This is a genomic window from Streptomyces violaceusniger Tu 4113, assembly GCF_000147815.2.
GTDB classification, from domain to species: Bacteria; Actinomycetota; Actinomycetes; order Streptomycetales; family Streptomycetaceae; genus Streptomyces; species Streptomyces violaceusniger_A.
Map to the genome: position 1 here is coordinate 5,462,277 of NC_015957.1, position 24,320 is coordinate 5,486,596.

General features: G+C 70.5%; 24 protein-coding genes and 1 pseudogene. 11 read left to right on the plus strand and 14 right to left on the minus strand.

What is annotated here, in order from left to right; genetic code table 11:
- Positions 1–65: 65 nt before the first annotated feature.
- The 4 genes from gap to STRVI_RS46495 all read right to left on the minus strand — a co-directional run bounded on the left by gap (position 66) and on the right by STRVI_RS46495 (position 6,691).
- The gene (gene gap / locus STRVI_RS22610) at positions 66–1,064 is read right to left on the minus strand and encodes a type I glyceraldehyde-3-phosphate dehydrogenase (RefSeq protein WP_014057956.1); all 999 of its coding nucleotides are present in this window, start codon (positions 1,062–1,064) and stop codon (positions 66–68) included.
- A gap of 122 nt (positions 1,065–1,186) precedes the next feature.
- Positions 1,187–2,134, minus strand: coding sequence for a GlxA family transcriptional regulator (locus STRVI_RS22615; RefSeq protein WP_014057957.1), 948 nt, complete (start codon positions 2,132–2,134; stop codon positions 1,187–1,189).
- A gap of 64 nt (positions 2,135–2,198) precedes the next feature.
- On the minus strand, positions 2,199–5,585 hold the full coding sequence (locus STRVI_RS22620) for a hypothetical protein (protein WP_014057958.1): 3,387 nt from the start codon (positions 5,583–5,585) through the stop codon (positions 2,199–2,201).
- On the minus strand, positions 5,564–6,691 hold the full coding sequence (locus STRVI_RS46495; RefSeq protein ID WP_050993729.1) for a 5'-methylthioadenosine/S-adenosylhomocysteine nucleosidase: 1,128 nt from the start codon (positions 6,689–6,691) through the stop codon (positions 5,564–5,566). Before STRVI_RS46495 ends, STRVI_RS22620 begins: the two co-directional genes overlap by 22 nt.
- A 204-nt stretch (positions 6,692–6,895) precedes the next feature.
- On the opposite strand from STRVI_RS46495, the gene STRVI_RS22630 reads away from it, so the two are divergent.
- Entirely contained in the window at positions 6,896–8,008 is a 1,113-nt protein-coding gene (locus STRVI_RS22630) for an alpha/beta hydrolase (RefSeq protein WP_251982716.1), read from the plus strand.
- Between the two features lie 4 nt (positions 8,009–8,012).
- Positions 8,013–8,753 (plus strand): class I SAM-dependent DNA methyltransferase, encoded by a 741-nt coding sequence (locus STRVI_RS22635; RefSeq protein WP_014057961.1) that lies wholly within the window; start codon positions 8,013–8,015, stop codon positions 8,751–8,753.
- 482 nt (positions 8,754–9,235) lie between these two features.
- Here the strand turns inward: STRVI_RS22635 and STRVI_RS22645 are convergent, their stop codons facing one another.
- Together STRVI_RS22645 and STRVI_RS22650 are read right to left on the minus strand one after the other, a co-directional pair.
- Positions 9,236–10,144, minus strand: coding sequence for an NAD-dependent epimerase/dehydratase family protein (locus STRVI_RS22645; protein WP_014057962.1), 909 nt, complete (start codon positions 10,142–10,144; stop codon positions 9,236–9,238).
- 11 nt (positions 10,145–10,155) lie between these two features.
- Positions 10,156–10,908: an SDR family NAD(P)-dependent oxidoreductase gene (locus STRVI_RS22650; protein ID WP_014057963.1), complete on the minus strand. Its 753-nt coding sequence runs from the start codon at positions 10,906–10,908 to the stop codon at positions 10,156–10,158.
- Between the two features lie 164 nt (positions 10,909–11,072).
- Here STRVI_RS22650 and STRVI_RS22655 point away from each other — a divergent pair, with 164 nt between their 5' ends.
- Positions 11,073–11,588 carry a MarR family winged helix-turn-helix transcriptional regulator gene (locus STRVI_RS22655; RefSeq protein ID WP_251982717.1) on the plus strand — a complete coding sequence of 172 codons (516 nt, stop codon included), beginning with the start codon at positions 11,073–11,075 and terminating at the stop codon, positions 11,586–11,588.
- A 34-nt stretch (positions 11,589–11,622) separates the two neighbouring features.
- On the opposite strand, the gene STRVI_RS22660 is transcribed toward STRVI_RS22655, so the two are convergent.
- Genes STRVI_RS22660 through STRVI_RS22670 form a run of 3 tightly spaced genes read right to left on the minus strand, consistent with a single transcriptional unit; the run spans position 11,623 to position 15,017 of the window.
- Positions 11,623–12,234 (minus strand): MarR family winged helix-turn-helix transcriptional regulator, encoded by a 612-nt coding sequence (locus tag STRVI_RS22660; protein WP_014057965.1) that lies wholly within the window; start codon positions 12,232–12,234, stop codon positions 11,623–11,625.
- Positions 12,231–14,177, minus strand: coding sequence for an MFS transporter (locus STRVI_RS22665; protein WP_014057966.1), 1,947 nt, complete (start codon positions 14,175–14,177; stop codon positions 12,231–12,233). The genes STRVI_RS22660 and STRVI_RS22665 overlap by 4 nt, the downstream gene beginning before the upstream one ends.
- A 45-nt stretch (positions 14,178–14,222) precedes the next feature.
- Positions 14,223–15,017 (minus strand): alpha/beta hydrolase family protein, encoded by a 795-nt coding sequence (locus STRVI_RS22670; RefSeq protein ID WP_050993730.1) that lies wholly within the window; start codon positions 15,015–15,017, stop codon positions 14,223–14,225.
- Between the two features lie 292 nt (positions 15,018–15,309).
- Here STRVI_RS22670 and STRVI_RS22675 point away from each other — a divergent pair, with 292 nt between their 5' ends.
- Entirely contained in the window at positions 15,310–15,735 is a 426-nt protein-coding gene (locus STRVI_RS22675) for a VOC family protein (RefSeq protein ID WP_014057968.1), read from the plus strand.
- A 346-nt stretch (positions 15,736–16,081) separates the two neighbouring features.
- Here the strand turns inward: STRVI_RS22675 and STRVI_RS22680 are convergent, their stop codons facing one another.
- A complete protein-coding gene (locus STRVI_RS22680; protein ID WP_014057969.1) occupies positions 16,082–16,432 on the minus strand; it encodes a winged helix-turn-helix transcriptional regulator in 351 nt (116 codons plus the stop codon).
- Between the two features lie 60 nt (positions 16,433–16,492).
- Here STRVI_RS22680 and STRVI_RS22685 point away from each other — a divergent pair, with 60 nt between their 5' ends.
- Together STRVI_RS22685 and STRVI_RS22690 are read left to right on the plus strand one after the other, a co-directional pair.
- Entirely contained in the window at positions 16,493–17,386 is an 894-nt protein-coding gene (locus STRVI_RS22685; protein ID WP_014057970.1) for an NAD(P)-dependent oxidoreductase, read from the plus strand.
- 78 nt (positions 17,387–17,464) lie between these two features.
- Positions 17,465–17,986, plus strand: coding sequence for a YceI family protein (locus STRVI_RS22690; RefSeq protein WP_014057971.1), 522 nt, complete (start codon positions 17,465–17,467; stop codon positions 17,984–17,986).
- A gap of 36 nt (positions 17,987–18,022) precedes the next feature.
- Here STRVI_RS22690 and tpg read toward each other — a convergent pair.
- The 3 genes and pseudogenes from tpg to STRVI_RS22705 form a co-directional block, all read right to left on the minus strand.
- Positions 18,023–18,302, minus strand: a pseudogene (gene tpg, locus STRVI_RS48370) (telomere-protecting terminal protein Tpg); the annotation flags it as partial.
- Positions 18,303–18,773: 471 nt separating this feature from the next.
- Positions 18,774–18,953: a helix-turn-helix transcriptional regulator gene (locus tag STRVI_RS22700; protein WP_043236366.1), complete on the minus strand. Its 180-nt coding sequence runs from the start codon at positions 18,951–18,953 to the stop codon at positions 18,774–18,776.
- Between the two features lie 190 nt (positions 18,954–19,143).
- Positions 19,144–19,383, minus strand: coding sequence for a hypothetical protein (locus tag STRVI_RS22705; RefSeq protein WP_014057972.1), 240 nt, complete (start codon positions 19,381–19,383; stop codon positions 19,144–19,146).
- Positions 19,384–19,898: 515 nt separating this feature from the next.
- Between STRVI_RS22705 and STRVI_RS22710 the strand changes: the two genes are divergently transcribed.
- Complete coding sequence (locus STRVI_RS22710; protein WP_014057973.1) at positions 19,899–20,321, plus strand: hypothetical protein; 423 nt, start codon at positions 19,899–19,901, stop codon at positions 20,319–20,321.
- Between the two features lie 80 nt (positions 20,322–20,401).
- Here STRVI_RS22710 and STRVI_RS22715 read toward each other — a convergent pair whose 3' ends face one another.
- On the minus strand, positions 20,402–20,893 hold the full coding sequence (locus tag STRVI_RS22715) for an FBP domain-containing protein (RefSeq protein WP_043236368.1): 492 nt from the start codon (positions 20,891–20,893) through the stop codon (positions 20,402–20,404).
- A gap of 71 nt (positions 20,894–20,964) precedes the next feature.
- Between STRVI_RS22715 and STRVI_RS22720 the strand changes: the two genes are divergently transcribed.
- From STRVI_RS22720 to STRVI_RS22735, 4 genes are all read left to right on the plus strand, one after another.
- On the plus strand, positions 20,965–21,534 hold the full coding sequence (locus STRVI_RS22720; protein ID WP_014057975.1) for a TetR/AcrR family transcriptional regulator: 570 nt from the start codon (positions 20,965–20,967) through the stop codon (positions 21,532–21,534).
- Positions 21,535–21,652: 118 nt separating this feature from the next.
- Positions 21,653–22,840 (plus strand): GDSL-type esterase/lipase family protein, encoded by a 1,188-nt coding sequence (locus STRVI_RS22725; RefSeq protein WP_014057976.1) that lies wholly within the window; start codon positions 21,653–21,655, stop codon positions 22,838–22,840.
- A 119-nt stretch (positions 22,841–22,959) separates the two neighbouring features.
- Positions 22,960–23,424, plus strand: coding sequence for a low molecular weight protein-tyrosine-phosphatase (locus STRVI_RS22730; protein WP_043239512.1), 465 nt, complete (start codon positions 22,960–22,962; stop codon positions 23,422–23,424).
- Positions 23,421–24,302 carry a fructosamine kinase family protein gene (locus tag STRVI_RS22735; protein WP_014057978.1) on the plus strand — a complete coding sequence of 294 codons (882 nt, stop codon included), beginning with the start codon at positions 23,421–23,423 and terminating at the stop codon, positions 24,300–24,302. Before STRVI_RS22730 ends, STRVI_RS22735 begins: the two co-directional genes overlap by 4 nt.
- Positions 24,303–24,320: the final 18 nt, after the last annotated feature.

A 24,320-nucleotide genomic window follows, 5' to 3' on the forward strand; every position in this document is an offset into this window, starting at 1 on the left:
GGCACACGCCTCAAGGGTGAGGGGCCGGTCGGTGCCGGCCCCTCACGGTAGTTCAGTCCGCGTGTTCAGTCGCGCGCGAGCAGTTCGAGCGTGTCGATGACACGGTTCGAGAAGCCCCACTCGTTGTCGTACCAGGCCACCACCTTGATGTGGTTGCCCTCGACTCGGGTCAGGGCGGCGTCGAAGATCGACGATGCCGGGCGGCGCGTGATGTCGCTGGAGACGAGCGGCTCGTCGGAGTACTCCAGGATGCCCTTGAGCTTGCCGTCGGCGGCGGCGCGGTAGGCCGCGAGCACCTCGTCGCGGCTGACTTCCCGTGAGACCGCGGTGTTCAGCTCCACGATCGAGCCCACCGGGACCGGCACCCGGATCGAGTCGCCCGACAGCTTGCCGTCGAGGTTCGGCAGCACCAGGCCGATGGCCTTGGCGGCCCCGGTGGTGGTGGGCACGATGTTCACCCCGGCGGCGCGGGCGCGGCGCAGATCGCGGTGGGGGCCGTCCTGGAGGTTCTGCTCCTGGGTGTAGGCGTGCACCGTGGTCATGAAGCCGTGCTCGATACCGGCCAGGTCGTCCAGTACGGACGCCAGCGGGGCCAGGGCGTTCGTGGTGCACGAGGCGTTCGAGACGATCACGTGCTCGGCCGGGTCGTAGGCATCGGTGTTCACGCCGTAGGCGAGCGTGACATCGGCGCCGGCGGACGGGGCGCTCACCAGCACCCGTTGGGCACCGGCACGCAGGTGTGCGCGGGCGGCATCCGCCGAGGTGAAGCGGCCGGTGGACTCGAGGACGAGGCCCACGCCGAGCTCGGCCCACGGCAAGTTGGCGGGCTCGCGCTCGGCGAGCACCTTGATGCGGCGGCCGTCGACCACGAGGTCGGTCCCGTCGACCTCGACGGAGCGGCCGAGGGGGCCGAGCGCGCTGTCGTACTTGAGCAGATGCGCGAGGGACTCGGGAGCGGTGAGGTCGTTGACGGCGACCACTTCGAGATCGCTGTCGCGCTCGAGCAGGGCGCGGAGGGTGTTGCGTCCGATGCGGCCGAATCCATTGACGGCGATGCGGGTCATGGAGGTTCCTTTCGTTCCGCCCCCATCGTCGGCATCCGGATATCGGGCCGACAGCGGCCTGAACGCCACCGTACGCAAGGATCCCGCCAGCCCTCGATATGCACGCACACCGCTCGGGAAGCTCAGGCCGAGAAGGTGTGGCGGTACTCCGTCGGGGAGGTGCCGAGAATGCGGTGGAAGTGCAGACGCAGGTTCGCGCCGGTGCCGAGGCCGACTCGGTCGGCGATCTGCTCCACGCCCAGATCGGTGCGTTCGAGCAGCTCGCGTGCCAGGTCCACCCGCGCCCTGAGCACCCACTGCATCGGCGTATAGCCGGTGTCCTCCACGAACCGCCGCGAGAAGGTGCGCGCCGACACCCGCGCGTTGCGGGCGAGCGCTTCGAGGGTCAGCGGTTCGGCGAGATGCGCCAGGGCCCACTCCCGTGTGCCCGCGAACAGGTCGCCAAGTGGCTCGGGCACACTCCGGGGGACGTACTGCGCCTGTCCCCCGCTGCGGTAGGGCGCCGCCACCAGCCGTCTGGCCACGTGGTTGGAGAGCCCGACGCCGTGGTCGCGCCGCACCAGGTGCAGGCACAGGTCGATGCCGGATGCCGCGCCCGCCGAGGTGAGCACATCGCCCTCGTCCACGAACAGCACGTTCTCGTCCACCCGCACGAGCGGATGTCTCTCGGCGAGAGCCTTGGTGTAGTGCCAGTGGGTCGTCGCCCGCTTGCCGTCGAGCAGGCCCGTCGCCGCCAACGCGAACGCCCCGGTCGAGATGGCCGCGAGCCGGGTCCCGCGCTCGTGGGCGGCCATGAGCGCGCTGACGACCGCTGCAGACGGTTCCGTGGCCGCCGGGTCCCGATAGCCGGGGATGAAGACGGTGTCGGCGTGCTCGAACGCCTCGAGCCCCTCGGCCACGTGATACGAGAGGCCGTCGCCACCGGTCACCAGTCCGGGCGCGGCGCCGCACACCCGCACCTCGTAGGGCATGCTCGGCCGGTTGGAGAACACCTGCGCGGGGATGCCGACGTCGAGTGGCTTGGCGCCATCGAGCACGAGCACCGCGACATGGTGGTTCTTCCGGCTCATCGGGCTCCTTCGGCTCTCCCGCGATCGAACGGGCCTGCGCTCACACCCGTGACCTCGATGACGACTACCGCAAACATCCTGCCACTGGCCGTCCGGGCATCTCGCCGTCCAGCACCCAGCTGAGGTCGTGCTCGGTGTGTTCCCGCGACCGGGCGCTGAGCTGATCGCTGATCCACCTTTTGGTGGGCCGTGGCACCCGCGGATGGGCGACAAGTGCTTCCAGATCCTCACGGGTTGCCGCGTACGACCGGCGGACCGCGCAGCTCACCAGCCCCAGCGCATACCGCTCGGGAAAGACCACATGGTCGGCGTCGTCCTCCGGGCCACGCTCCTTGAAGTGCTCCCACAGCGTCCGGTACACGGCCGCAGAACCGTGGTCGAAGATGCTGTCCATCGCGCCGCGGAGCGCCTTCGCGAGGTGGTTCTCCGCGGCGCGGCCCTGCTGGGAGGCCACGGCCGCGCCGATGACGCGGATCAGCAGCTCGGCGGCGGGTGCCGCGCCGTGCGCGGTGCTGAGGCGGCGCACCAGTTGGCCGAGCCCGCTGATCAGTCCGGCGTCGGTCGGTGGGGCGAAGGCGAGGTCGAGGGCCGTGGTGAGGGCCGATGGGGTGAGGGGGCCGGATTTGCAGGCGGCGTGGAGCAGGGCCTTGCGGGCGGCGTTCCGGGTACTGGCCGATGCGTCGTCGAGGCGGGCGATGTCTCCCGTGGCGTCGAACACCAGCTCCGAGAGGAAGGTGTGTGCCGTGGCGTACTGAGCGGGTTCGCCCGCGGCGATGGTTCCCACCAGCCCGAGGAAGGCCGCCCGGGTCTTCTGGTCGGAGAAGGTGCCGTACCGCGGCAGGAGTTGGGTCAGCTCGGGTGCGGGGAGAGTGCCGGCCGACACGGAGCATTCCCAGAGCGTGAGTGCCTGGCGCTGCCGCTTTCCGCTGTGGCCCTCGGCGATTTCGTCCGCGATCAGCCCGGTGAGGGCGGAGGCCGAGGCGCGTAGCGCGCCCAGCACCCGCTCGTGGGCGAGGGGTGGCAGCGGGCCGGTGCCCTTCTTGGCCCGGCCGGTGGTGAGGGCTTCAAGGAGCACGGTGTCGGCGTCCATGAGCGACAGGTTCACCAGCAGGCCGATGTGGCGCTCGGTGTGCAGACCGGAGTCCGTGACGGCCCGGTGGAGTGAGCGGCGGACGAGGTTGCGGGCGGCCGCGGGGGCGGTGGTCGCCTTCTCGATCCTGCTCACCGCGGTGGGGTGGCCGCCGAGCGCGGCCGGCAGAAGGAGCGTGGCCAGGCCGTCCCGGGACAGCCACAGGTCGGAGTCGGCGTCCCAGCCGGAGTGTTCCAGGACCTGCCGGACGCGGTGCGGGGGAACGTCGCGGTTGGCGAGGATCCGGCGGGCGACCAGCGCTCGCCGCTGCGGGGGCGGGACCGGCTGGTTCTCGGGGCAGGGCAGGGCCTTCAGCATGACCGCGAGCCGGTGTACGAGGCTTTCCGCGGCGGCGCAGTCGGCGCTGAGCAGTTGGGGAAAGACCATCCGGTGCTGCAGTGCGTGGAGCGCTCCTTGTCCGATGATGTCCAGACAGCGGTCGAGGGTGGCCTCGATGGCCCAGTGGCCGTGCGGCAGCGTGGCCAGGATCGCTGTGGCGGCGATGAGTCCGGCGCTGCCCGCGATGTCGTGGTCGTCCGCTTCGAGTAGCGCCACCGCATGGTCGAGGCGATGTGTCCAGGGGTGGGTTCCGGGGGCCGGATCGCCGTCGGCGCCGTGAGCGCCGTCGCCGGGGAGTCCGTGGTCATGGGTCCACGAGGCGGCCACCACCCTGGCCAGGGCCGATTGGAAGAGCTCGAGGTCGTACGACTTCGGCGCGACGCGCACACGCTGGACACGCTCCTGGACGGCGGCGGCCCACTCCGGCGAGCCCAGTGTCCCCCAGTGCCGGGCCCACAGGGTCATGACCCCGGACGCCAGCTCCGCCAGCCCCCGGGACAGGCCGAAGTCGAGCATCTCCATGAGGCCCTGCCGGGCGGATGCCACATCGACGTGTGACGTCAGCACGAGCAGCCGAGGCAGGACCTCGATGCCCGCGCCGCCCGTACGGCGCCCCGTCAGTTCCCGTACGCAGCCCCAGTCGGCCAGCGCGGCATGGACGGTGAGCGAGTTCTGGGCGGCCAGCCGTTCCAGCGCTTCGAGCACGGCCTCCTGCAGGCTGGGCTCCTTCCTCTCCCACAGCCCGCGGAGCTGCGGGAGGAGGGCGTCGACGTCCGTGTCGCGTACGGTCGGGGCCAGGACCGCGTACCGTCGGGCGACGCCGTGCGGCGCCGTCGCGAGCAGCGGCCCGACGGACACGCCCACGGCCGGATTCCGCGCCGCGACGGCCACGGCGACGGTGTGCAGGATGACGGCGTCCTCGTGCGCCGCCATCCGCATCAGGGTGTCCCGTACCGGGCCGCGATACCTTTCTGACCCGGCGGCCAGCATGAGGAACTGTTCGAGGATCGCCCCGACGAAGAAGTCACGGGGATGGGACCCGACCCACTCGCACAGCGACAGCAGCGCTCCCGCCCCGGTGCGGAGCAGCAGGCCACGCGCGGCCGCGTACTCGAACATGGTCTGGTGGAAGAAGTGGATACCGTCCGAGGCTCCCCTGGCCAGCACGCCCCGGTCGGTCAGCAGCTCCAGGGACGACCGGACGCGGGCCGGTTCGTACGGCCGCGAGGGGCGTGGGCCGCCGTGCGCCGAGGTGAGCCGCTCGACCAGCTCCTCGCGCGACAGCTCGGTCCGGCCCGCCGACATCAGCACGACGGCGATCGCGCCGGTGATCGAGGAGAGGTCCTCCGGCGCCATGGCGCTCTGATTGCCGTGATGGCGGCGGTCGGTGACGACCCGATGGTCCCAGTAGCGGCGGTAGAGGCCTGTGGCGTCGATCTCGGCGCTGGGGAACGCCCCGTCGTCCCGGGCGAGTTCGAACAGCAGCCGCAACTGGAGGGGGCTTCTGCACACCTCGCGCACCGGCAGTCCGCGGGCGACGGGCTCCATCAGCCTCCGTACCCGTGCCTCGTCATCCCGGGGAACGGCGTCGGGGCAGTAGAGCGCGGCGTGTCCACGGATGGCGTGCGGAATCTCGCTGTCGTCGTACGGACCCAGCGACATCCGGATGAACCCGGTGCGCAGCCGGTTCGCCTCCTCCGGCCGCGAGGTCAGCACCAGGCGGACACCGGCGGCGGCGAGATCCTCGCACAGATCGAGCAGCGTCATCTCGTGGTAGTCGTCGTGCAGCAGCAGATCGGCGGTGTCGAGGAGCACGACCGGTGTACGCCCCCGCGTCCGGGCGTGCGTCGCCCCGGACACCACTGTCGCGGGGGTCAGCATGGGCCTCCCGGGGGCGCCGCTCAGGGGGCGCAGCAGCCAGGCGGCGTTCACCAGGAACACCTCGGCGTCCTCCAGGGCGGTCAGATCCCGGGCGAGGCCCACAACAGGCTGCTCTTGCCGTTTCCGGCGTCCCCGGTGACCAGGACCGCCTTCGGATCACCGTCGTAGAGGGCCTCCACCGCCCGGTCCTGGACGGCGCGCCGTACGTAGAGTCCGCCGCTGAGCTGCGGCGGGGAGCCGGTGCCGCGGTCCGGGCGGGGGGAATCCACGAGGTCCAGGTCGTCCGAGAACCTCCGGGCCCAGCGGAGGAGCTGGCGGTGTGCGGCCGGGCCGGTGTCGTCCGCTGGGGTTCCCGCATCCGGATGCGGGAACGGGGCGGAGGGCTGAGCAGGGGCCGGGGCCGACGGGCCCTCCGGGAATCGTTCCGGTGCCGGGCCCGTGGGAGTCCCCGGCCCGGGCAGGGCCGGGCCGCCACCGGGCGGCAGTTCGCGGAGGACGGAGAAGGCGAAGGCGGCGGCGTTGCGCGCCGCGCGGGACTGCCAGCCCTCGGCATCGGCGTCGTACTTCTCCCCGTCGGCCCGGTCGCTGATTCCGCGGACGATCAGGGCGGGCAAGGCGGCGTTGAGATGGGCCGCCTGCGCCACGCCCGCGCCCTCCATCTCGATGGCGGCGGCGTCCTGGTAGTTCCGGCGCAGTTGCCGTCGCAGCGGCGAGTCCGCCGAGTTGAGGACGACCTCCCCGGCGGCCACGGGCTTGAGGTGGACGGCCGGACAGGAGGCGCCAGGTGAACGTTCCGGCAGCAGCCCGGTCCAGGAACCGGACCTGCGGGCGTAGCGGGCGAGCTGGTCGAGTTCCTGACGTACCGGCCAGACCCTCGGGCGGGAGTGGAACTCGCCGTCCTCGTCCTTGCCGCCGTGGTAGGCGTACACATGCGTGGCCACGACGACGTCCCCGAGCTCGATATCGCCCTTGAGCGCCCCGGCCACCCCGACGAATGCCACGGCGCGCGGGTGGAACATGGCGATCGCCCGCTCGGTCAGCACGGCCGCGCCCTGGTTGCCGTCGCCGAGTTCGGCAAGCGCCACCCGCCACGGCGTACCGTCGAGCCGTCCCACCTCGAACAGGGTGCCGCTCGGGTGGAGTTGCGGCCGGGGATCGACCAGGTGCGCCCGAACCGCCTCGTACTCCACGTCCAGTGCGGTCAGCACGACAAGCGAATCACTGTGATGCCCGGCGCTCTCCACGTTTCCCCCCGGCCACGGTCGACCCTGGTGCGGCCCGCGGGCGAAATGCTACCGTCCGCCGGACTCCTGGGGCTGCGACCACCAGGAGTGGTGAACCGCGACGGGAGTACGAGTCGCCGGACGCGCCTGAGGTCCCGCCGGTACCGCCGGGCAGCGGCGGATGCTTGGATGCGCGGTATGGATCTGTCCCGTACGGGCGCTTCTGCCCCGAGGCCGACGGCTGTGCCGCCCTTCGACCCCGAACTGAGCGCCGCGCTGGAGCCCTTGGGCAACGGGCCCAGGGAGCCGGTCACTCCCGGGAATCTCGCCGCCCGGCAAGAGCGGGACGCCGCGACCCGGCCCAGGCCGACGGCCGAGGACCTGCGGGCCGATGGCCGTTTCGAGGTGGCGGAGCTGACCGTTCCCGGGCTGCGGGACGGCCCCGATGTCACACTGGTGAGTGTGCGGCCCGCCGGGCGGAAAGGACCGCTGCCGCTGCTGTACTACATGCACGGCGGCGCGATGATCATGGGCAACGCATGGTCGGTGCTGCCGCGGATCCTTCGCGAGTGGGTCCTCCCGCTGGACATGGCCGTCATCTCGGTCGAGTACCGGCTGGCACCGCGGACGCGGTACCCCGGACCGCTGGAGGACTGCTACGCGGGGCTTCTCCGGGCCACCGGGCACGCGGGCGAACTGGGCATCGACGCGGACCGCGTCATCGTCGGCGGGAAGAGCGCCGGTGGCGGCCTCGCCGCGGCCCTCGCCCTGCTGGTCCGTGACCGCGGCGGTCCCGGCATCCTCGGGCAGTTGCTGCTGTGCCCGATGCTCGACGACCGCGGGCACACGTTCTCCAGCCACCAGATGTCGGGCCTCGGGATGTGGGATCTCATCTCCCATGAGACCGCCTGGAAAGCACTGCTGGGTGACGGCTACGGCGCGGCGGACCTGCCTCCCTACGCGGCTCCTGCCCGCGCCACGGACCTGTCCGGTCTCCCGCCGGCGTTCATCGACGTCGGCTCGGCGGAGATGTTCCGCGACGAAGACGTGGCGTACGCGAACGCGATCTGGCAGGCCGGCGGCCAGGCCGAACTGCACGTATGGCCCGGCGCCTATCACGGTTTCGACGGCTTGGCGCCGCAGGCGGCCATCAGTAAAGACGCACGCGAGGCCCGTACCCGCTGGCTGAGGCGCCTCCTCGCCCACTCAAGGAGCACAAGGAGCACAGAGCCGCGGACCGGGGAACCCCGGGCGCCGGGGGCAAAAGCAGTGGACATCGCGTCCCCCAGCGGTGAATGGTGACGGTATGAACCAGGAGGAGATCTGGGACGTCGACGCCGCCCAGCGCTACGACACGCCGGGCACGGGCATGTTCGCGTCCGAGATCTTGGAGCCGGCCGTGGACCGCCTGGCTGAGCTCGCAGGCGGCGGAGCGGCGCTCGAGTTCGCCATCGGCACCGGCCGGGTGGCCGTCCCGCTCGCCGGACGAGGGGTCCCGGTCACCGGGATCGAGCTGTCGCTTCCGATGATCCGTCAACTGCGTACCAGGGCCGACGAAGCGACGATCCCCGTGATCGTGGGCGACATGGCGACTTCCGTGGCTCCCGGGGAGTACACGCTCGTCTATCTCGTCTACAACACCATCTCCAACCTGCTCACCCAAGCCGAGCAGGTGGAGTGCTTCGGCAACGCCGCCCGCCACCTCGAGCCCGGTGGCAGGTTCGTGATCGAACTCTGGGTGCCCGAGCTGCGCAAGCTCCCGCCGGGCCAGACGGGCACCGTCTGGCAAGCCGAGCCCGGCTACATCGGGTTGGACACCTACGACGTACTGCGCCAGCACGTCGTCTCACACCACTTCCGGTTCGACGACAGCAAGGAAGCTCGGCTGACCCGCAGTCCGCACCGGTACATCTGGCCGGCCGAACTCGACCTCATGGCTCAGCTCGCCGGATTCGAGTTGGAGACCAGGCATGCGGACTGGTCCGGCGCCGAATTCACCGCCGAGTCGCGCTCTCATGTCTCCGTCTACCGCATCCCGCCGAGCTGAGCATGGGGAACGGGTGGGGCCGATCGCTTTCTCGGTACGGGAGTTACGGGAGTAGCGTCGCCCTTGGGCCGACTGCCCTTTTCGTGATGCGCGAGGACAGGAAGAGCCCCCAGTCGACCCGGAGCAGTTACGTCTTCGTGGGCGTGTTCTTCATCGTCGCCACGCTCGTGCAAATGGTCAGGGCGGTGGCCCAGCACCAACCGGCCATGGTCACCGGCATCCTCCTGGCGGCCAGTGTGCTCAGCGGTGCGATGGCAGCTGAGCCGTCGCGGCCGTACGCGGCTCGGCTTCTCCCTGCTGGTCGTCGGCATGACCGCCCTCGCTTTCGCCGAGCTCCTCTGAGCCGGGGTTGACCACTCGTCCGGCGTGGCGCCCACCCGTCCGCCCAAGCCCTGTTGCGCGGCAGCCTCCTGTCCACAACAGGAGGCTGCCGTGTTGATGCGGTGCGGGGCGATGGGTCAAGGACCTCCCGCGTCGGGCAGTTATGGGCGAGCGGAGGCCAGCTCTCTCAAGCGGGGTTCTCCGACCATGGTCAGCATGTCGGTGTGGCGTGGATACCAGCCCAGTTGACGGCGGGTACGTGGCGCGCGGCAGCGGCTGGACGCCGCCATGATCAGGGCGCCGAACTGCCCCCAGATGGCGGCCGCCTCTCCTTCGTCGACGCTGCGCGTGCCGCATCCCAAGTCGTCGGCCACCCACTCCGCGATCCACCGATTCGGCGTCTCACCCGCCACTGCGTGGTAGAGCGCTCCAGAGGTTCCCTTCTCGAAGGCCAGCGCGAACAGGCGGGTCACGTCGTCGACATGGACGTGGCTGTAGGTGTTCAGGCCCTCGCCGACGTAGCACGCCGCGCCCGTCGCGGCCACCGACCGGTAGACCATCGGCAGATGCCCGTGGTCCCCGGACCCCCAGATCAGACCGGGGCGGATGACCATCGCCCGCATGCCGTGCGAGGCAGCGGCCAGCACCTTGTCCTCGACGGCTTTGCGCGCGGTGGCCAGGGGTTCGACGGTGAAGGAATCGTCTTCGGCGAAACTGTCCTGGCTCCAGGCGCCCGCGGTGCGCTGGAGAAACACACCGCTGCCGGAGAGGAACACCAGTGTCCTTCCGCTGCCGGCCAGGGTCTGGATCAGCTCGTCGAGGGTCGCGGTTTCTTGGGCCGGGTCTGCCTGGGCCGCGTAGATGACGGTGTCGGCGAGGCGTGCCGCGCTGATCGTCTCGGGCCGCCGCGTCTCCAGGTCGCCCGCAACCGGGGTGATGCCTTGGGCCTTGAGAGCAACGGCCGCGGCCTCGGTGCGGGCCAGGCCGGTGACGTGATGCCCCGCGCCCGCCAGGTGGCGGGTGACGGCTCCGCCGACGAAGCCGGTGGCGCCGATGACGAAGATCTCCATGACGGTTCCCCTCAGCCCGGCAGTGTGCTGATCTCGCCGCCGTCGGCGAAGAGGATCGCGCCGTTGATGTAGCTGCTTGCAGGACTGGCGAGGAAGGCGACGATCTCGGCGATCTCATGCGGCTCACCCACCCGGCCTCGGGCGTTGACCTGGTCCAGCGCGGCGATCTGGTCTCCGAAGATGGCGGAGGTCCCGTCGGTCTTCACCGGGCCGGGTGAGACGGTGTTGACCCGCACCCCGCTGCCACCGAACTCCGTGGCCCAGTAGCGGGTGAGGATCTCGACGCCGGCCTTGGAGGCCCCGTAGGCGGCGCCAATCGGCGCGGGGGTCCTGGCAGCACTGGATCCGATCGTGATGACCGCGCCGTGTCCCCGCCCGGCCATGGCCGGGGCGAGTGCGCCGACCAGGAGGAACGGGGCTCGGGTATTGACCGCGATATGCCGGTCGAAGCCGGCGGCGTCGGTCTGCGCGGTCGGTGCGAAGGCGTAGAGACCCGCGTTGTTCACCAGGATGTCCACCTCACCCGCGTCCGAGGCGAGCTGCAACGTGTCCTCGGCGCTGGTCAGGTCCGCGGCGATGAACCGGGCGGATCCGCCCGACTCCGCGATCTCCTTGACCAGGGCCTCGCCACGGGCGCGGTCCCTTCCGTGGAGGACGACCTCCGCGCCCTGTCCGGCAAGACGCTGGGCCACGGCACGGCCGATGCCCGAGGTGGCTCCGGTCACCAGGGCGGTGCTGCCCTGCAGCGGGGTGCTGACACTCATCACGATCTCACTTCCTGTCCAACTGTCCACGTAGGTAGGAGGGTGCGCACGCGGCAGGACGGGCCTGCTGGCGGCGGTTCGCATCCCTCGACAGAAACTATGCGCGACAGATGTTCTGTTCACAAGAACATCTGCCACGCCGCCGAATGGGGTACATTGACGGCGTGAGCGCTTCACCTTCCGCTGCCAACGGCGGCGCCGACGCCGCCACGCGCGGCACCACCCGCGAAACCGGGCTCGAATCGGATCTTGGGTGGGCCATCCGCATGGTCTCCTCGGCCTTCCGCCGAGTGGCCACCAGTTCCGTGGCGGACCTGCCCGGTGGGCCACGGGGCTATCTGGTCCTGGTCGCCGTGGCGTCCGGCGAACCGCCGTCCCAGCTCGCTCTCGCCCAGCAGGTGAACCTCGACCGCACCGTCATGACGTACCTGCTTGACGATCTCGAGGCGCGTCGGCTGATCACCCGCAGGCCCGACCCCCGCGACCGGCGGGCGCGCCAAGTGCTGATCACCGAAGAGGGGCGCGACCACCTCGAGCGAGCCCAGCACCACCTGTCCATCGCCGAGGCGCGCCTGCTCGCCGATCTCGATGAGCACGACGCTCGGCAACTGCGCCTTCTTCTGACGCGCGTCGCCAAAACCGCTCAGCGCGAAGCGCTGGCCCCCCAGGCCGACTGCTGAGGCGGCCCAAGACGCCTCGCCGCGTCGTCCGGTGCTACGAGCTCGGGGACGGGTTCGTGGATGGGTTCCTGGACGGGTTCGTGGAGTCGGCCAGGGACTCCAGGGCGGGCAGCGCGGTGTACAGCGCCCGCTGTTCCTCGGGGCTCAGCGTCTCGATCCGCGCGGCGAGCCGGGCGGCGGTCTCGTGGCGCACGGTGTGGAGGAGCTGACGACCGGGGTCGGTGAGGGCGATCAGGCTGGCGCGGCGGTCCTCGGGGTCGGGGGTGCGCTCGATCCAGCCGGCGGCGTCGAGCAGATCGACCATGCGGGACGTGGTCGGCAGGGCGATGCCCAGCCGGGTCGCGAGGGCGCTGATGCGCATCGGGCCGTGGGTGTCGAGCGCTCCCAGGGCCGCCTGGCGGCTGGGGGTGAGATCACCGTGTTCGCCCCGGGTGCCCCGCAGGCCGGGGAGCAGATGCTGGAGGGCGGTACGGAGCCGTTCGGCCAGCTCCCCCGATTCCGGAACGGCGGGACTCGGGGCTACGGAGCCCTCAGCCACGGCACCCGGTGTGGCGGTGCCCGGGGTGTTGGCGCCTGGACTGGCAGGGCCCGGGGCGGTGGGGCCTGAGGCGGTGGGGTCGGAGGCGGTGGGGTCGAGCGCGGTCATCTCGGCTCCTCGGGTGGTGGTCGGCCCGGTCCTCCGCCGGGTGACGACGGAGGCGGGGGCAGTGGCCCGGATTCCGGCGGGGGCGACTGCCGGGGCGCGGGCGCCGGGTGGCGGGAAGTATCCGCGACGTCGTCGGTGCCCGCGGTGACTGCGGCGCCTGCGGTGTCCTCGGTGCTGCCCTGGGCAGCGGCCACCCCTGCCGGGACAGCCGACTTCGGCCCGCGCTTGTGCACATACCTCCCGCCGCGCATCAGCGATGCCACGGCGGCCACCAGACAGGCCGCGATGGCGAAGTCGAACGCGGCGGACAGGCCCTGGGAGAACGGCGGGGAGATCAGCGCCGGGAAGAAGCCGCGCCCGGTGAGATAGGCCGCGTGGTGGGCCGGCAGATGGTCGAGCACCTGCGGTCCGAGCAGGGTTCTGACCGGGTTGTAGCCGAGCAGCGAGGCGAACAGCACCCCGACCGGTGGCAGGGCGGCGACCCGGGCCGCGTCGGAGGCCGGGACTCCTTCCGCGGTCAGGCCGTGGGTGAGGGCGCCGGGAAGCGAACCGGCGAGCCCGGCGATCATCAAGGAGAAGAAGATGCCGATGGACAGGACGGTGGCCGAGTTCTGGAAGGTGGTGCTGATCCCGGCGCCCACCCCACGCTGGTCGGGCGGCAGGCTGTTCATGATGGCCGCCCGGTTCGGCGAGCTGAACAGGCCCATGGCGATCCCGTTGACCAGCAGAATCGCGGCGAACACCGGATAGCCGAAGTCCACCGGCAGCTCCTCCAGGGCCACGAAGGTGGCGGCGGCCAGCAGCATCCCGCCGGTGGTGAAGGTACGGGCGCCGAACCGGTCGGAGGCCCAGCCGGAGAAGGGTCCCGCGATCAGGAACCCGATGGTCAGCGGCAGCATGTAGATGCCCGCCCACAGCGGGGTCTCCTCGAAGCCGTAGCCGTGGCGGGGCAGCCAGATGCCCTGCAACCAGATGATCAGGATGAACATCAGGCCACCGCGTCCCAGCGCCGCCAGCAGACTGGCCACGTTCCCGGCGGTGAACGCGCGGATACGGAACAGACCCAGGTGGAACATGGGCTGCGCGACCCGGTTCTCGATCACGCAGAACAGGCCCAGCACCGCCACTCCCCCGGTGATCGCGGCGATCACCCAGGGGTTGCCCCAGCCCATGGTGTGACCGGCGTAGGGCTGGATGCCGTAGGTGATGCCGGACAGTACGGCGATCAGGCCGATGGCGAAGGTGATATTGCCCCACCAGTCCAGCCGGGCCGGGGTGCGCACACCGGTGTCCCGCAGCTTCAGATACGCCCAGACCGTGCCGAACAGCCCGATGGGGACCGAGACCAGGAACACCAGATGCCAGTCGAGCGGGCCGAGCAGCCCGCCCAGGATCAGTCCGATGAAGGACCCGGCGATCCCGGCCACCTGGTTCAGCCCCAGGGCGAGACCGCGCTGATCGGCGGGGAAGGCGTCGGTGAGGATGGCGTTGGAGTTGGCCATCAGCATGGCGCCGCCCACGCCCTGCAGCACCCGCATCCCGATCAGCCACAGAGCGCCGGAGGTGCCGTGCAGCCAGGTCACGGAGAGCAGCACGGAGAACACGGTGAAGACCGCGAACCCCAGGTTGTACATCCGCACCCGGCCGTACATGTCCCCCAGCCGCCCGAAGCTCACCACGAGCACGGCGGTGACCACCATGTAGCTCATGATCAGCCACAGCAGCAGGCTGGTGTTCCCGGGGCGCAGCGGATCCACGCCGATGCCACGGAAGATGTCCGGGAGCGCGATCAGCATGATCGAGATGTTGATCGTCGCGATGAGGACGCCCAGCGTGGTGTTGGACAGGGCGATCCACTTGTACCGCGGCCCCGGGCCGCCATCGCCGTAGGACGGCGGGGCCCCCTCAGCTCCGGCCCCGCGCCGCTCGGTCGTCCAACCCACCGAGCATCACTCCCGTCGGGAGTTGGTTGCTTGACATCAACCAAGCTAATCCCGATTTGCCCCTTCGCCAAGTGGGGTCGGGCGGAGCACGTAGCGGCCTGCCCAGGCGGCGAGCACGGTGGCTGCGTACTGCGTGTCGGCCGGGTTGGTGAGCAGGTGGTTGGCTCCGTCGAGGGCGACGAAGGACTTGGGGTGGCGGGCGGTGTCGAAGATGCGCCGCGCGTTGTCGACGCCCACCAGCTCGTCCGACGGCGAGTGGAACACCAGCAGCGCGGCGTCGAGGTGCGCGATGCGGTCGGCCTGCGGCTGGGCGCCGATGTCGTCGAGGAACTGCCGCTGGATGCGAAACCTGCGGCCCGCCAGGGAGACCTCGGCCTCGCCCTGCCGCTCTATCTCCGCCCGGTCGCTCCCGAGCAGGTGCAGCACGTGATCGGGGCTGAAGGGTGCGGCGATCGTGGCCACCGCTCGTATCCGGGGAATGCGGTGCCGTGCGGCGAGTACCGCCGCACCGCCGAGCGAATGTCCGATGAGGAGGGTGGGGGCCTCGAAGTGTGCTCGCAGGTACTCATCGGCGAACACCAGATCGTCGACGTTGGAGCTGAAGTGGGTGTTGCCGAAGTCTCCTCCGGAGCCGCCGAGGCCGGTGAAGTCGAAGCGCATCACCGCGATGCCGAACTCGGTCAGCGCCCGTGAGATCCGGGTGGCCGCGACCTGGTCCTTGCCACAGGTGAAGCAGTGCGCGAAGAGGGCGTACGCCCGCGGCTCACCCTCGGGCAGCTCCAGCCTCGCGGCGAGCGCCGCGCCTTGCGATCCGCCGAACTCGACCTTCTTACTCCGCATCGTGCGCATCCATCCCTCAGCTCTGTGGACCTGTGTGGTGACGCCGGTAGTGGCGGGGCGACGCGCCCGCGGTTGCCGCACGCTGCGGAGCATCGTTGCCGGCACCGTCAACGGATGCTCCCTCGGCACGCCGCACCAGCATGCCTGACGCTACGTGTCGCAATTTCACCGCGGGTCGCACCAGGTGGTTGCTGCTCGGCCGAGTGTCTCGCTCCGGCCGAGACCGGCATGGACCGGCATGGACCGGCACAGCCTCCGCTGCTCCGGCCCCCGCTCACGGCACAGTGGGGGCATGAACGCAGACGACAGAAGCGCTTTGGCCCGCGGACGCGTGGCGACCAGACTTCCGGCCCAGGACCTCGATCGGGCGCGGCGTTTCTATTCAGAGCAGCTCGGTATGGAGCCGGTCGACGAACGGCCCGGCGGGTTGCTGTATCGCTGCGGAGGCGCGGAGTTCGTGCTCTTCCGGTCGACTGGATCCTCCCCCGGCACGTTCACTCAGATGGCGTGGGAAGTCGACGACATCGAGACAGCGGTGAGGGAACTCAGGCGGCGCGGCGTGGTGTTCGAGGAGGTCGATGTGGCGGGGTTCCGGACGAGGGAGGGGATCGCGGAGGTCGAGGGGAATTACCCCAGCAAGGGTGCACGGGGTGAGCGCGGGGCCTGGTTCCGTGACAGCGAGGGGAATTTGCTGGGCGTCGGCCAGCCGGTCATGTGAGGGAAAACGGGCCGCACGTAGCGGCCGGTCGGCCCGGTCGAGGTCAGAGGAACATCGCGTCCAGCGCGTCGGACACGGCGGCCGCTTCCAGCGCTGTGAGCTGCGACAACAGAGTTGCTTCGACACTCATGCCCTCAGTGAAACAACCCGGCTCCATAGACTGAAGGTCTGATTTCCTCTCCCACCGATATGCGGAGCGACGGAGCCACGCGATCATCCAGCTGGGTGCCGTCCGTCCGCTGTACCCACTTTTTTGTGGGTACTTGGCAGCGACGGACGACGGAGCGAATCTTGTTGCGGGCGGTCGGAGGGCCGCCGGATCGGATGAGACGGAGGGGGCGTTGCGTCAGGGGCCCGACTGGGCCTCGGCCAGCTTCTCCAGGCGGCGGTGGCCCCAATCGGACAGGGGAGCCAACGCCTCGGAGAGGTCGCGGCCGAACGCGGTCAGGGAGTACACGGTCCTCAGCGGCAGCACATCGTGCACGTCCCGGTGCACCAGCCCGTCCGTCTCCATCTCACGGAGCGCCTGAGTCAGAACCTTCTCGCTGAGGCCCGGCAGCCGCCGGCGCAGTTCGCCGGGGCGATGCGGTCCGGACTCCAGTGCCCAGAGCAGGGCGGTCTTCCACTTGCCGTCGATCACGGCGATCGCGGCGGTCACACCGCAGACATTCGTGTCCTGAGCACGACTGCGTGTCATCTTCGCTCGATTTCCTTTGAGTTATTACTACGCGTATATCCCTATGGGAGTTGAAGTTTCATGTCTACACACTCCGAACAGTCTGCCGTCACCGTGCTCGGTCTGGGGCCGATGGGCCGCGCCCTGGCCGGTGCGTTCCTGGACGCCGGGCTGCCGACCACGGTCTGGAACCGGACGCCGGGCAAGGATCGGGAGCTGATCGAGCGCGGGGCGGTCGGCGCGCGATCGGCGGAAGAGGCCATTGCCGCAAGCGAGTTGACCGTGGTCTGCGTGGTGGACTACGACGCGTCGGACGCGATCCTGCGGCGCGACGGGGTCACCGATGCGCTCAAGGGACACACCGTCGTGAACCTGACCGCGGACACTCCGGACCGGGCCCGGGACACCTCGGACTGGGCGGCCGGGCACGGCATCCGATACCTCGACGGTGCGATCATGACGCCGACCACCACCATCGGAACGCCTGCCGCGGTGTTCATCCACAGCGGCCCGGCCAAGCTCTACGAGGAGCACCGGCCCGTACTGGACACGCTGGGCGGTACCCATACCCACCTCGGCGAGGAGATCGGCCGGGCGGCGGCCTACGACATCGCGCTGCTCGACATCTTCTGGACGGCGATGGCGGGCTACGCGCACGCCCTGGCCGTGGCCCGAGCGGAGGGGGTCAGCGCCCGGGAGCTGGCGCCCTTCGCCAAGGGCATCGGCGCGATCCTCCCGCCGCTCTTCGAAGAGACCGCCGAGGAAGTGGACCGCGGCACCTTCTCCGGTGAAGGCAACCCGATCACCTCGGCGGTCTCGTCCATGTCCCATATCGTCCACACCTCCGAGGGCCACGGCATCGACGCGGGCGTGATGCGCGCGGCCGAGGGCATGGCCCGCCGCGCCATCGGGCTGGGCCATGGTACGGACGGGTTCATCCGCGTCGCCGAGCTGCTGGGCCGCAGCGGTAGTTGAAGGGGGTCTGGTGCAGCCTCCGTGTGTGCGAGATCCTCATCCACTCGAGAGGGACTTCAGCAAACGGAGGCTACGAACATGGCGATATCCAGCGCTGCGGAGCTGTCCTTACCAGCAGCGGGCACCTACGAAATCGATCCGGCCGCCTCGACCGTGCGCTTCGCCACGCGGGCCTTGGGGCTGCTCCCGGTCCATGGGACGTTCGGCATCAGGGAGGGCCGGATCACCATTGCCGAGACGCCGGAAGCGTCGTCGGTGGACGTCGAGATGGACGCGGCCAGCTTCGCGTCCGGCATTCAGCGTCGCGACGACCACGTCCGGTCGTCCGACTTCCTGGACGTGGAGCGACACCCCTCGATCCAGTTCCGGGGCCACAGCCTGGATCAATCCGCCCAAGGGGTCTCACTGCGAGGGGAGTTGACCGTCTGCGGAGTGACCCAGCCGGTAGTCGTCGCGATCGGCAGCATGGTCGGCGAGGGTAAGCGCGTCACCGCCAACGGCACAACCACCATCGACCGGTACGCCTTCGGTGTCAGCAAGGCCAAAGGTATGGCGGCTCGTCGCCTGAAGATCACCTTGGATATCGTCGCCGGCCGCTGAGCACGTCGATCCGGCCCGGGCACATCATTCCGCTCCTTACAAGTCGACCTCGATGTAGTCGATGTCGGTGAACTCCACGAGCAGGCCCTGGGCGCGGCGGCCACGGTCCTTGAAATAGATCTCCTGCAGGCCCTCGGCGGCGATGTCGAGGAGTTGCTGTTCGGCGGCCCTGTTCCTGGGCGTCGAAGTGGCGGGCGGCGTACTGCGGCGGCAGCGCCTGGGTGCTGTGGCGCAGCCGGGCGTCGTCGGTGGTGCCGGGGGCGGCGGTGTAGCCGAAGCCGGCGCGGGTGTCGAGGACGATGCGACCGGTGGTGGCGTCCCTGCCGTTGCGGTTCAGCCGGGGCGCGCCCAGCCGCGCCTCGGTCAGAGTCCACTCCACCAGAGACGGGAGGGACTTGGCCGGGATGTCCAGGACCAGGCCGCCGGGGCAGTACGCCCAGACCTGGCCGTCCACGACCTCCACGACCGCCAGCGGGCCGTTGGCGAAGCGCGGGTCCACGGCAGAGGTGGCGGCGGTGGTGGTGCCGGCCGACTCCGTCGCGTCCGGGCGCCGCGAAGTGGACGGCCGGGGCGGGCGGGCCCGCTGCGCCGGGGCCGTGGCGAGTCGCTGGGTCGTGTTCTGCGCGACGGTCGCCCCGGGCCGCTGAGGACTCCACTCGGAGGAATGGCCCTGGCCCGGGGCGGGGTCTGCGTCGGCGCGGGCTGGGCGGGAGATGACAGCTCGGGGGCGGGCCCGCTGTCTCCGGAGTCCCCTCGGCGGGGGCGGGGAAGCGAGCGGCCAGGCCCTTCAGAAGCCGTAGGCGGCACGCTTCGGCTGCCGCGGCTCGGTCTTGCCGGATTCCCAGTTGCCCACCGCTTCCCGGCGGATGTCCAGCGCCTTGGCGATCCCGGCCTGACTCAGCCCCGCGGCCTCGCGCAGCCTCTTGCGCTCCGCGGGTGCCGGCAGATCGTGCTGGGCGATCCTCATCGCTCTCCGCAACGCACACTTCATCGCACGCTCAATCACTCCTGTCGCGAACGCCGCGAACACGGTGGAGTGCGGAGGCTGGGGGCCCTTCCGGGCCGGGGAGTTTCAGGCCGGCGAGTTCCGGGCCGGGGAGATGGCGGGTCGGCCGAAAGGCACGGCCGACCCTGCGATCGAGGCGAAGACGAGCTGATTAATCGTCAACACACTTGGGGTACTTCGAACCTCGGTTGCAGTCGTGATAGTCGTACTTACTGACGCGGAACTTCTTCTCGTCGCCACCCTTGGCCGGATCGACGACCAAGTAGAACTTCTTTCCGTCCTTGACCTTGTCGGAGACCGTCCCGTCAGGGCCCCGGTCGAAATCCTGCGCGCAGCCGGCGAGCGAGGCAAAAGCGGTCATTACCAAAAGGGCGGCGGCAAGGCGACGCATAGGAGTGCTCCGATCAACTTGGGGACCGGCACAGTCTAAGAGAGACGCACCATCGCCAGAACCGCCGGGGACGCCCCCGCCCGGCAACAACGGCCCGCCCGGCAAAAGCGCCGAAGAAGCACCAGAAAACACCCCCATCCCCTCCACCAAAACACCACACCACATGCCCGATCTACTCGCGTCAGCGGCAGAAGGAGTTGCGGGGAGGTGAACGGGCGGTATGCGCGGTACGCCGCTTCACGGACACAGGTTCCAAAGAGTTCGAAATCCCTTCCACTGAGCGCTCGGTGACCGTCAGCCCCTTTTCGGCTCACGTTTCTTGCACGAGCAGTCCACTCCCGTCCCCGGATTGGCACCGGCGCGGGACCCTGCCGCCGTTACGCATTGGTGACAGTGCGGACAGACCCGTAACGGTGCGGGGGACAACTCATGCGCCGGGTGGCGGGTCGTAGTGACCGGGAAATCAACCCGCGGCACTTCACCGACAGCACCGACACCACACGCACGGGGAACCGATGACTCACCTCAAGCGCGTCCTGGCCATCGCGGCAGTGACCGGCGCCGGCACGGCCGCCCTCATGGCAGCCGCGCCCGGGGCCTCCGCGACCGCCTCGCGCGTTGCGTACAACGGCGCCTGCGGCTCCGGCTATACGGTCGTCAACTCCACCGAGGTCGGGGACAAGGGCACGGCGTATCTCACCTACAGCTCCGCCACGGGCAAGAACTGCCTGGTCGCGATCCGGAACGTGGCCGGCGAGCCGGTTCCGATGTCGATCTACCTCTCGCGGAGCGACACGGAGATCCACGACATCTACGACAGCGGCAACTACCGCTCCTACGCGGGACCGATCTACGTGAGCGCACGAGGCACCTGCGTGGACTGGTGGGGCTGGATCGACGGTGTGCGTTTCGAGAAGGCCGAGACCAACTGCGGCTGACACCCTGCGACTCACACCCACCGACCGTGCCCCGCACGCCATGGCGTGCGGGGCACCGCTCTGCGACCGGGCGGTATGGGCTATGCGGTCACCTTGGCGAGGAACGCCGCGACGTTCGCCGCGGTCCGCTGGATCTTCTCCTCCAGGGTGAGCGACTCCTGAGGCCGTGAGCCGGCGCCCGCGTCCTTCTTGCCCCGCACATACAGCGAGCAGGCGAGGTCGCTGCATATGTAGGCGCCGACCGAGTTGCCTCGCTGCCTGGCCTTCCCCGCCTTCGGCGCGACCATCAGGGAGACGCCGCCCGTGTGGGCGGTCAGGCACATCGAGCACATGCTGCGCCGCGCCTGCCAGGAGGCGGGGCCGGGGCAGCGCAGCGCGATGGCGGTCGGGTGGGCGTCCAGTTCGGTGACCAGGTAGGCGCGGTCGGGTGCCTGGGGATCTCGCCAGCCGAGGTAGTCCAGGTCATCCCAGGGTCGGTCGGCCAGGTCGCGCGGGATGGACAGACGCTTCGCCTCGCCCTTGGTGCAGTTCACGAACGCGGCACGGATCTCTTGCTCAGTCAGCGGCTTCATATAACGCAGGCTAATTTGCCTAAAGGTGTTAGGCAAATGCATAATCGGTTCTGCCGACGGAGAGGAAGGGCATGGGACGAGTAGGACTGACCACGGAACGGCTGACCCAGGCGGGAGCGGAGCTGGCCGACGAGCTCGGCTTCGACCAGGTGACCGTCTCGGAGCTGGCCAGACGGTTCGACGTCAAGGTCGCGAGTCTCTACTCGCACCTGAAGAACGGCCAGGACCTCAAGACCAGGATCGCCCTGCTCGCCTTGGAGGAGCTCGCCGACCGGGCCGCCGAGGCCCTGGCCGGGCGGGCCGGAAAGGACGCCCTGACCGCCTTCGCCAACATCTACCGCGACTACGCCCGCGAGCATCCCGGCCGCTACGCCGCGGCCCAGCTCAGGCTCGACCCGGAGGCGGCGGCCGCCAGCGCCGGTGGCCGGCACGCACAGATGACGCGGGCGATCCTGCGCGGTTACGACCTGGCCGAGCCGGACCAGACACATGCGGTCCGGCTGCTGGGCAGCGTCTTCCACGGCTACGTCAGCCTCGAGATGGCAGGTGGATTCAGCCACAGCGCCCCCGACAGCGAGGAAAGCTGGTCGCGGACCCTGGACGCCCTCGACGCCCTGCTGCGGAACTGGCCCGCGCGCTGACTCAGGGGCGCGGCAGCGTGCCGGATGCGATCAGCCTCGCGGCACATCGGCGCATCCGATCCGTCCGTCCGCCCCCGCATCCATCCATCCACACATTTGTGATCAAGAGGCTGGGGCCATGCACACCACCGAGCACGACTGGATCACCACGCCCATCACCGCGGACATCCTGCGGGGCGCCCTCGACCTGGAGCACACCGCGCACGGAGTGCTGCCGCACCGGCTGCCCGCCTGGGCCCGCGCCCAGAACACCGACGGGCAACTCGCCATGGCGGAGGCCCAGCCCTCGGGCGTACGGCTGGTCTTCCGGACCCGGGCCACCGCCGTCGAACTGGACACGCTGCCCACCAAGCGGGTCTACGCGGGCGCCCCGCCCCGCCCGGACGGCGTGTACGACCTGCTCGTCGACGGCCGCCTGGCCGAGCAGTCCGCGGTGACCGGCGGCAACACCCTGGCCATCGACCTGGCCACCGGGAGCGCCGAGAGTCACCCCGGCCCGGCCGGCACCCTCCGCTTCACCGATCTGCCCGACGGCGTCAAGACCGTCGAGATCTGGCTGCCGCACAACGAGACCACCGAACTCGTCACGCTGCGCACCGACGCGCCCATCGAGCCCGTACCGGACCAGGGCCGCAAGGTGTGGCTGCACCACGGCAGTTCGATCAGCCACGGCTCCGACGCCGCGAGCCCCACCGCCATCTGGCCCGCGCTCGCCGCCTCCCTCGGCGGCGTGGAACTGATCAACCTGGGCCTGGGCGGCAGCGCCCTGCTCGACCCGTTCACCGCCCGCGCGATGCGGGACACCCCCGCCGACCTGATCAGCATCAAGATCGGCATCAACGTGGTCAACGCCGATCTGATGCGGCTGCGCGCCTTCACCCCGGCGGTGCACGGCTTCCTCGACACGATCCGCGAGGGGCATCCCACCACGCCACTGCTGGTCGTCTCGCCCATCCTGTGCCCCATCCACGAGGACACGCCCGGCCCCGCGGCCTTCGATGTCAGCGCGCTCAGCGCCGGAAAGCTGCGGTTCCAGGCCACCGGCGACCCCGCCGAACGCGCCGCGGGGAAGCTGACGCTGCGCGTCATCCGGGAGGAACTGTCCCGGATCGTGAAGCAGCGGGCGGCCGACGACCCCCACCTCCACTACCTCGACGGCCTCGACCTCTACGGCGAGGCCGACGCCGAAGAGCTGCCGCTGCCCGACGAGCTCCACCCGGACGCCGCCACCCACCGCCGTATCGGGGAACGCTTCGGCGCGCTGGCCTTCGCCGCCGACGGCCCGTTCGCGGACCACAGCGCCTGACGCCGGGCTCGGACCGGTACGACGCCGGGCTCCGGCCGGTGCAACGGGCAGGTCCGGCCGCTCTGGACGGCCGGCCCGCCCCCTGCGCCAGCAGGGAGCCAGGCCCTACGCTGGTGGCCGTGCACATCTGCTTTGTCTGCAGCGGGAACATCTGCCGGTCGCCGTCCGCCGCGCTGGTCTTCGCCGAGCATCTGCGCCGGGCCGGACTCGACGGCGCGGTACGGGTCAGCAGCGCCGGCATCGGCCCCTGGCACGCCGGTGAGCCCATCGATGAACGCGCCGGCGAACTGCTGGCACGGCACGGCTACCCGGTCGAGCATGTCGCGGCCCAGATCGGCGCCGAGCACAGGGACGCCGACCTGTTCCTGGCGATGGACCACGGCCACGAGAAGGCGTTGCGCCGGCTGGTCGACGATCCGTCCCGAGTCAGGATGCTGCGATCCTTCGACCCGGACGCGACCGGTGATCTGGACGTGCCCGACCCGTACTACGGGGGCCCGGAGGGGTTCGACGAGGTGCTGGCCATGATCGAAGCCGCGATGCCCGGCCTGCTGGCCTGGGTGCGCGAGCGCCTCGGCTCATGAGTGCCCGTCCGGCGGCGGGGACGGGCGAGGGCCCCGGTGCCGCGGCGGCCCGCCTCACCGGCCGCCCGGTGACCGGTCGGCGGCCACTGTCCGCAACGCTCACCGAAGTCACCCTCGACGGCGGGCAGACGGTGATGGTCAAACGGGGCGACGGTCCCGGCGCGGCACCGGCCGAAGCGGCGGGGCTGCGCTGGCTGGCCGACGCGGGCACGGTCCGCGTCCCGGTGGTGCACGGCCACGACCGGGACTGGCTGGTCACCGACCAGGTGCCGGTAGGCCGGCCGAGCGTCCGGGCAGCGGCCCGGTTCGGCCGCGACCTGGCCGCCCTGCACTCGGTCGGCGCGCCCGCGTTCGGCGCCCCACCGCCGGACGGCCCCACGGACGCGTACATCGGGCTGGCCCCGATGCGCAACGTCCCGGGCTCCGAGTGGCCGCGCTGGTACGCCGAACACCGGGTGCTGCCTTATCTTCGCCGCGCCGTCGACGACGGCACGGTGCGCCGCGGCGAGGCCGAGGTCATCGAGCGCGCATGCGAGCGGCTGCCCGAGCTGGCCGGACCCGCCGAGCCACCCGCCCGGCTGCACGGCGACCTATGGAACGGCAACGTCCTGTGGGGCGCCGACGGGCAGGCGTGGCTGATCGACCCGGCAGCGCACGGCGGCCACCGGGAGACCGATCTGGCGATGCTCCACCTGTTCGGCTGCCCCCATCTCGATCAGGTGCTGGACGGCTACCAGGACGTGGCGCCGCTCGCCGAGGGCTGGCCCGACCGGATCGGACTGCACCAGCTCTTCCCCCTGCTGGTGCACACGGTGCTGTTCGGCCGGGGCTACGCCGGGCAGGCACTCACGGTGGCCCGGGCGGCCCTGGCGCGGTGACCTGCCGCAATTCGGCGT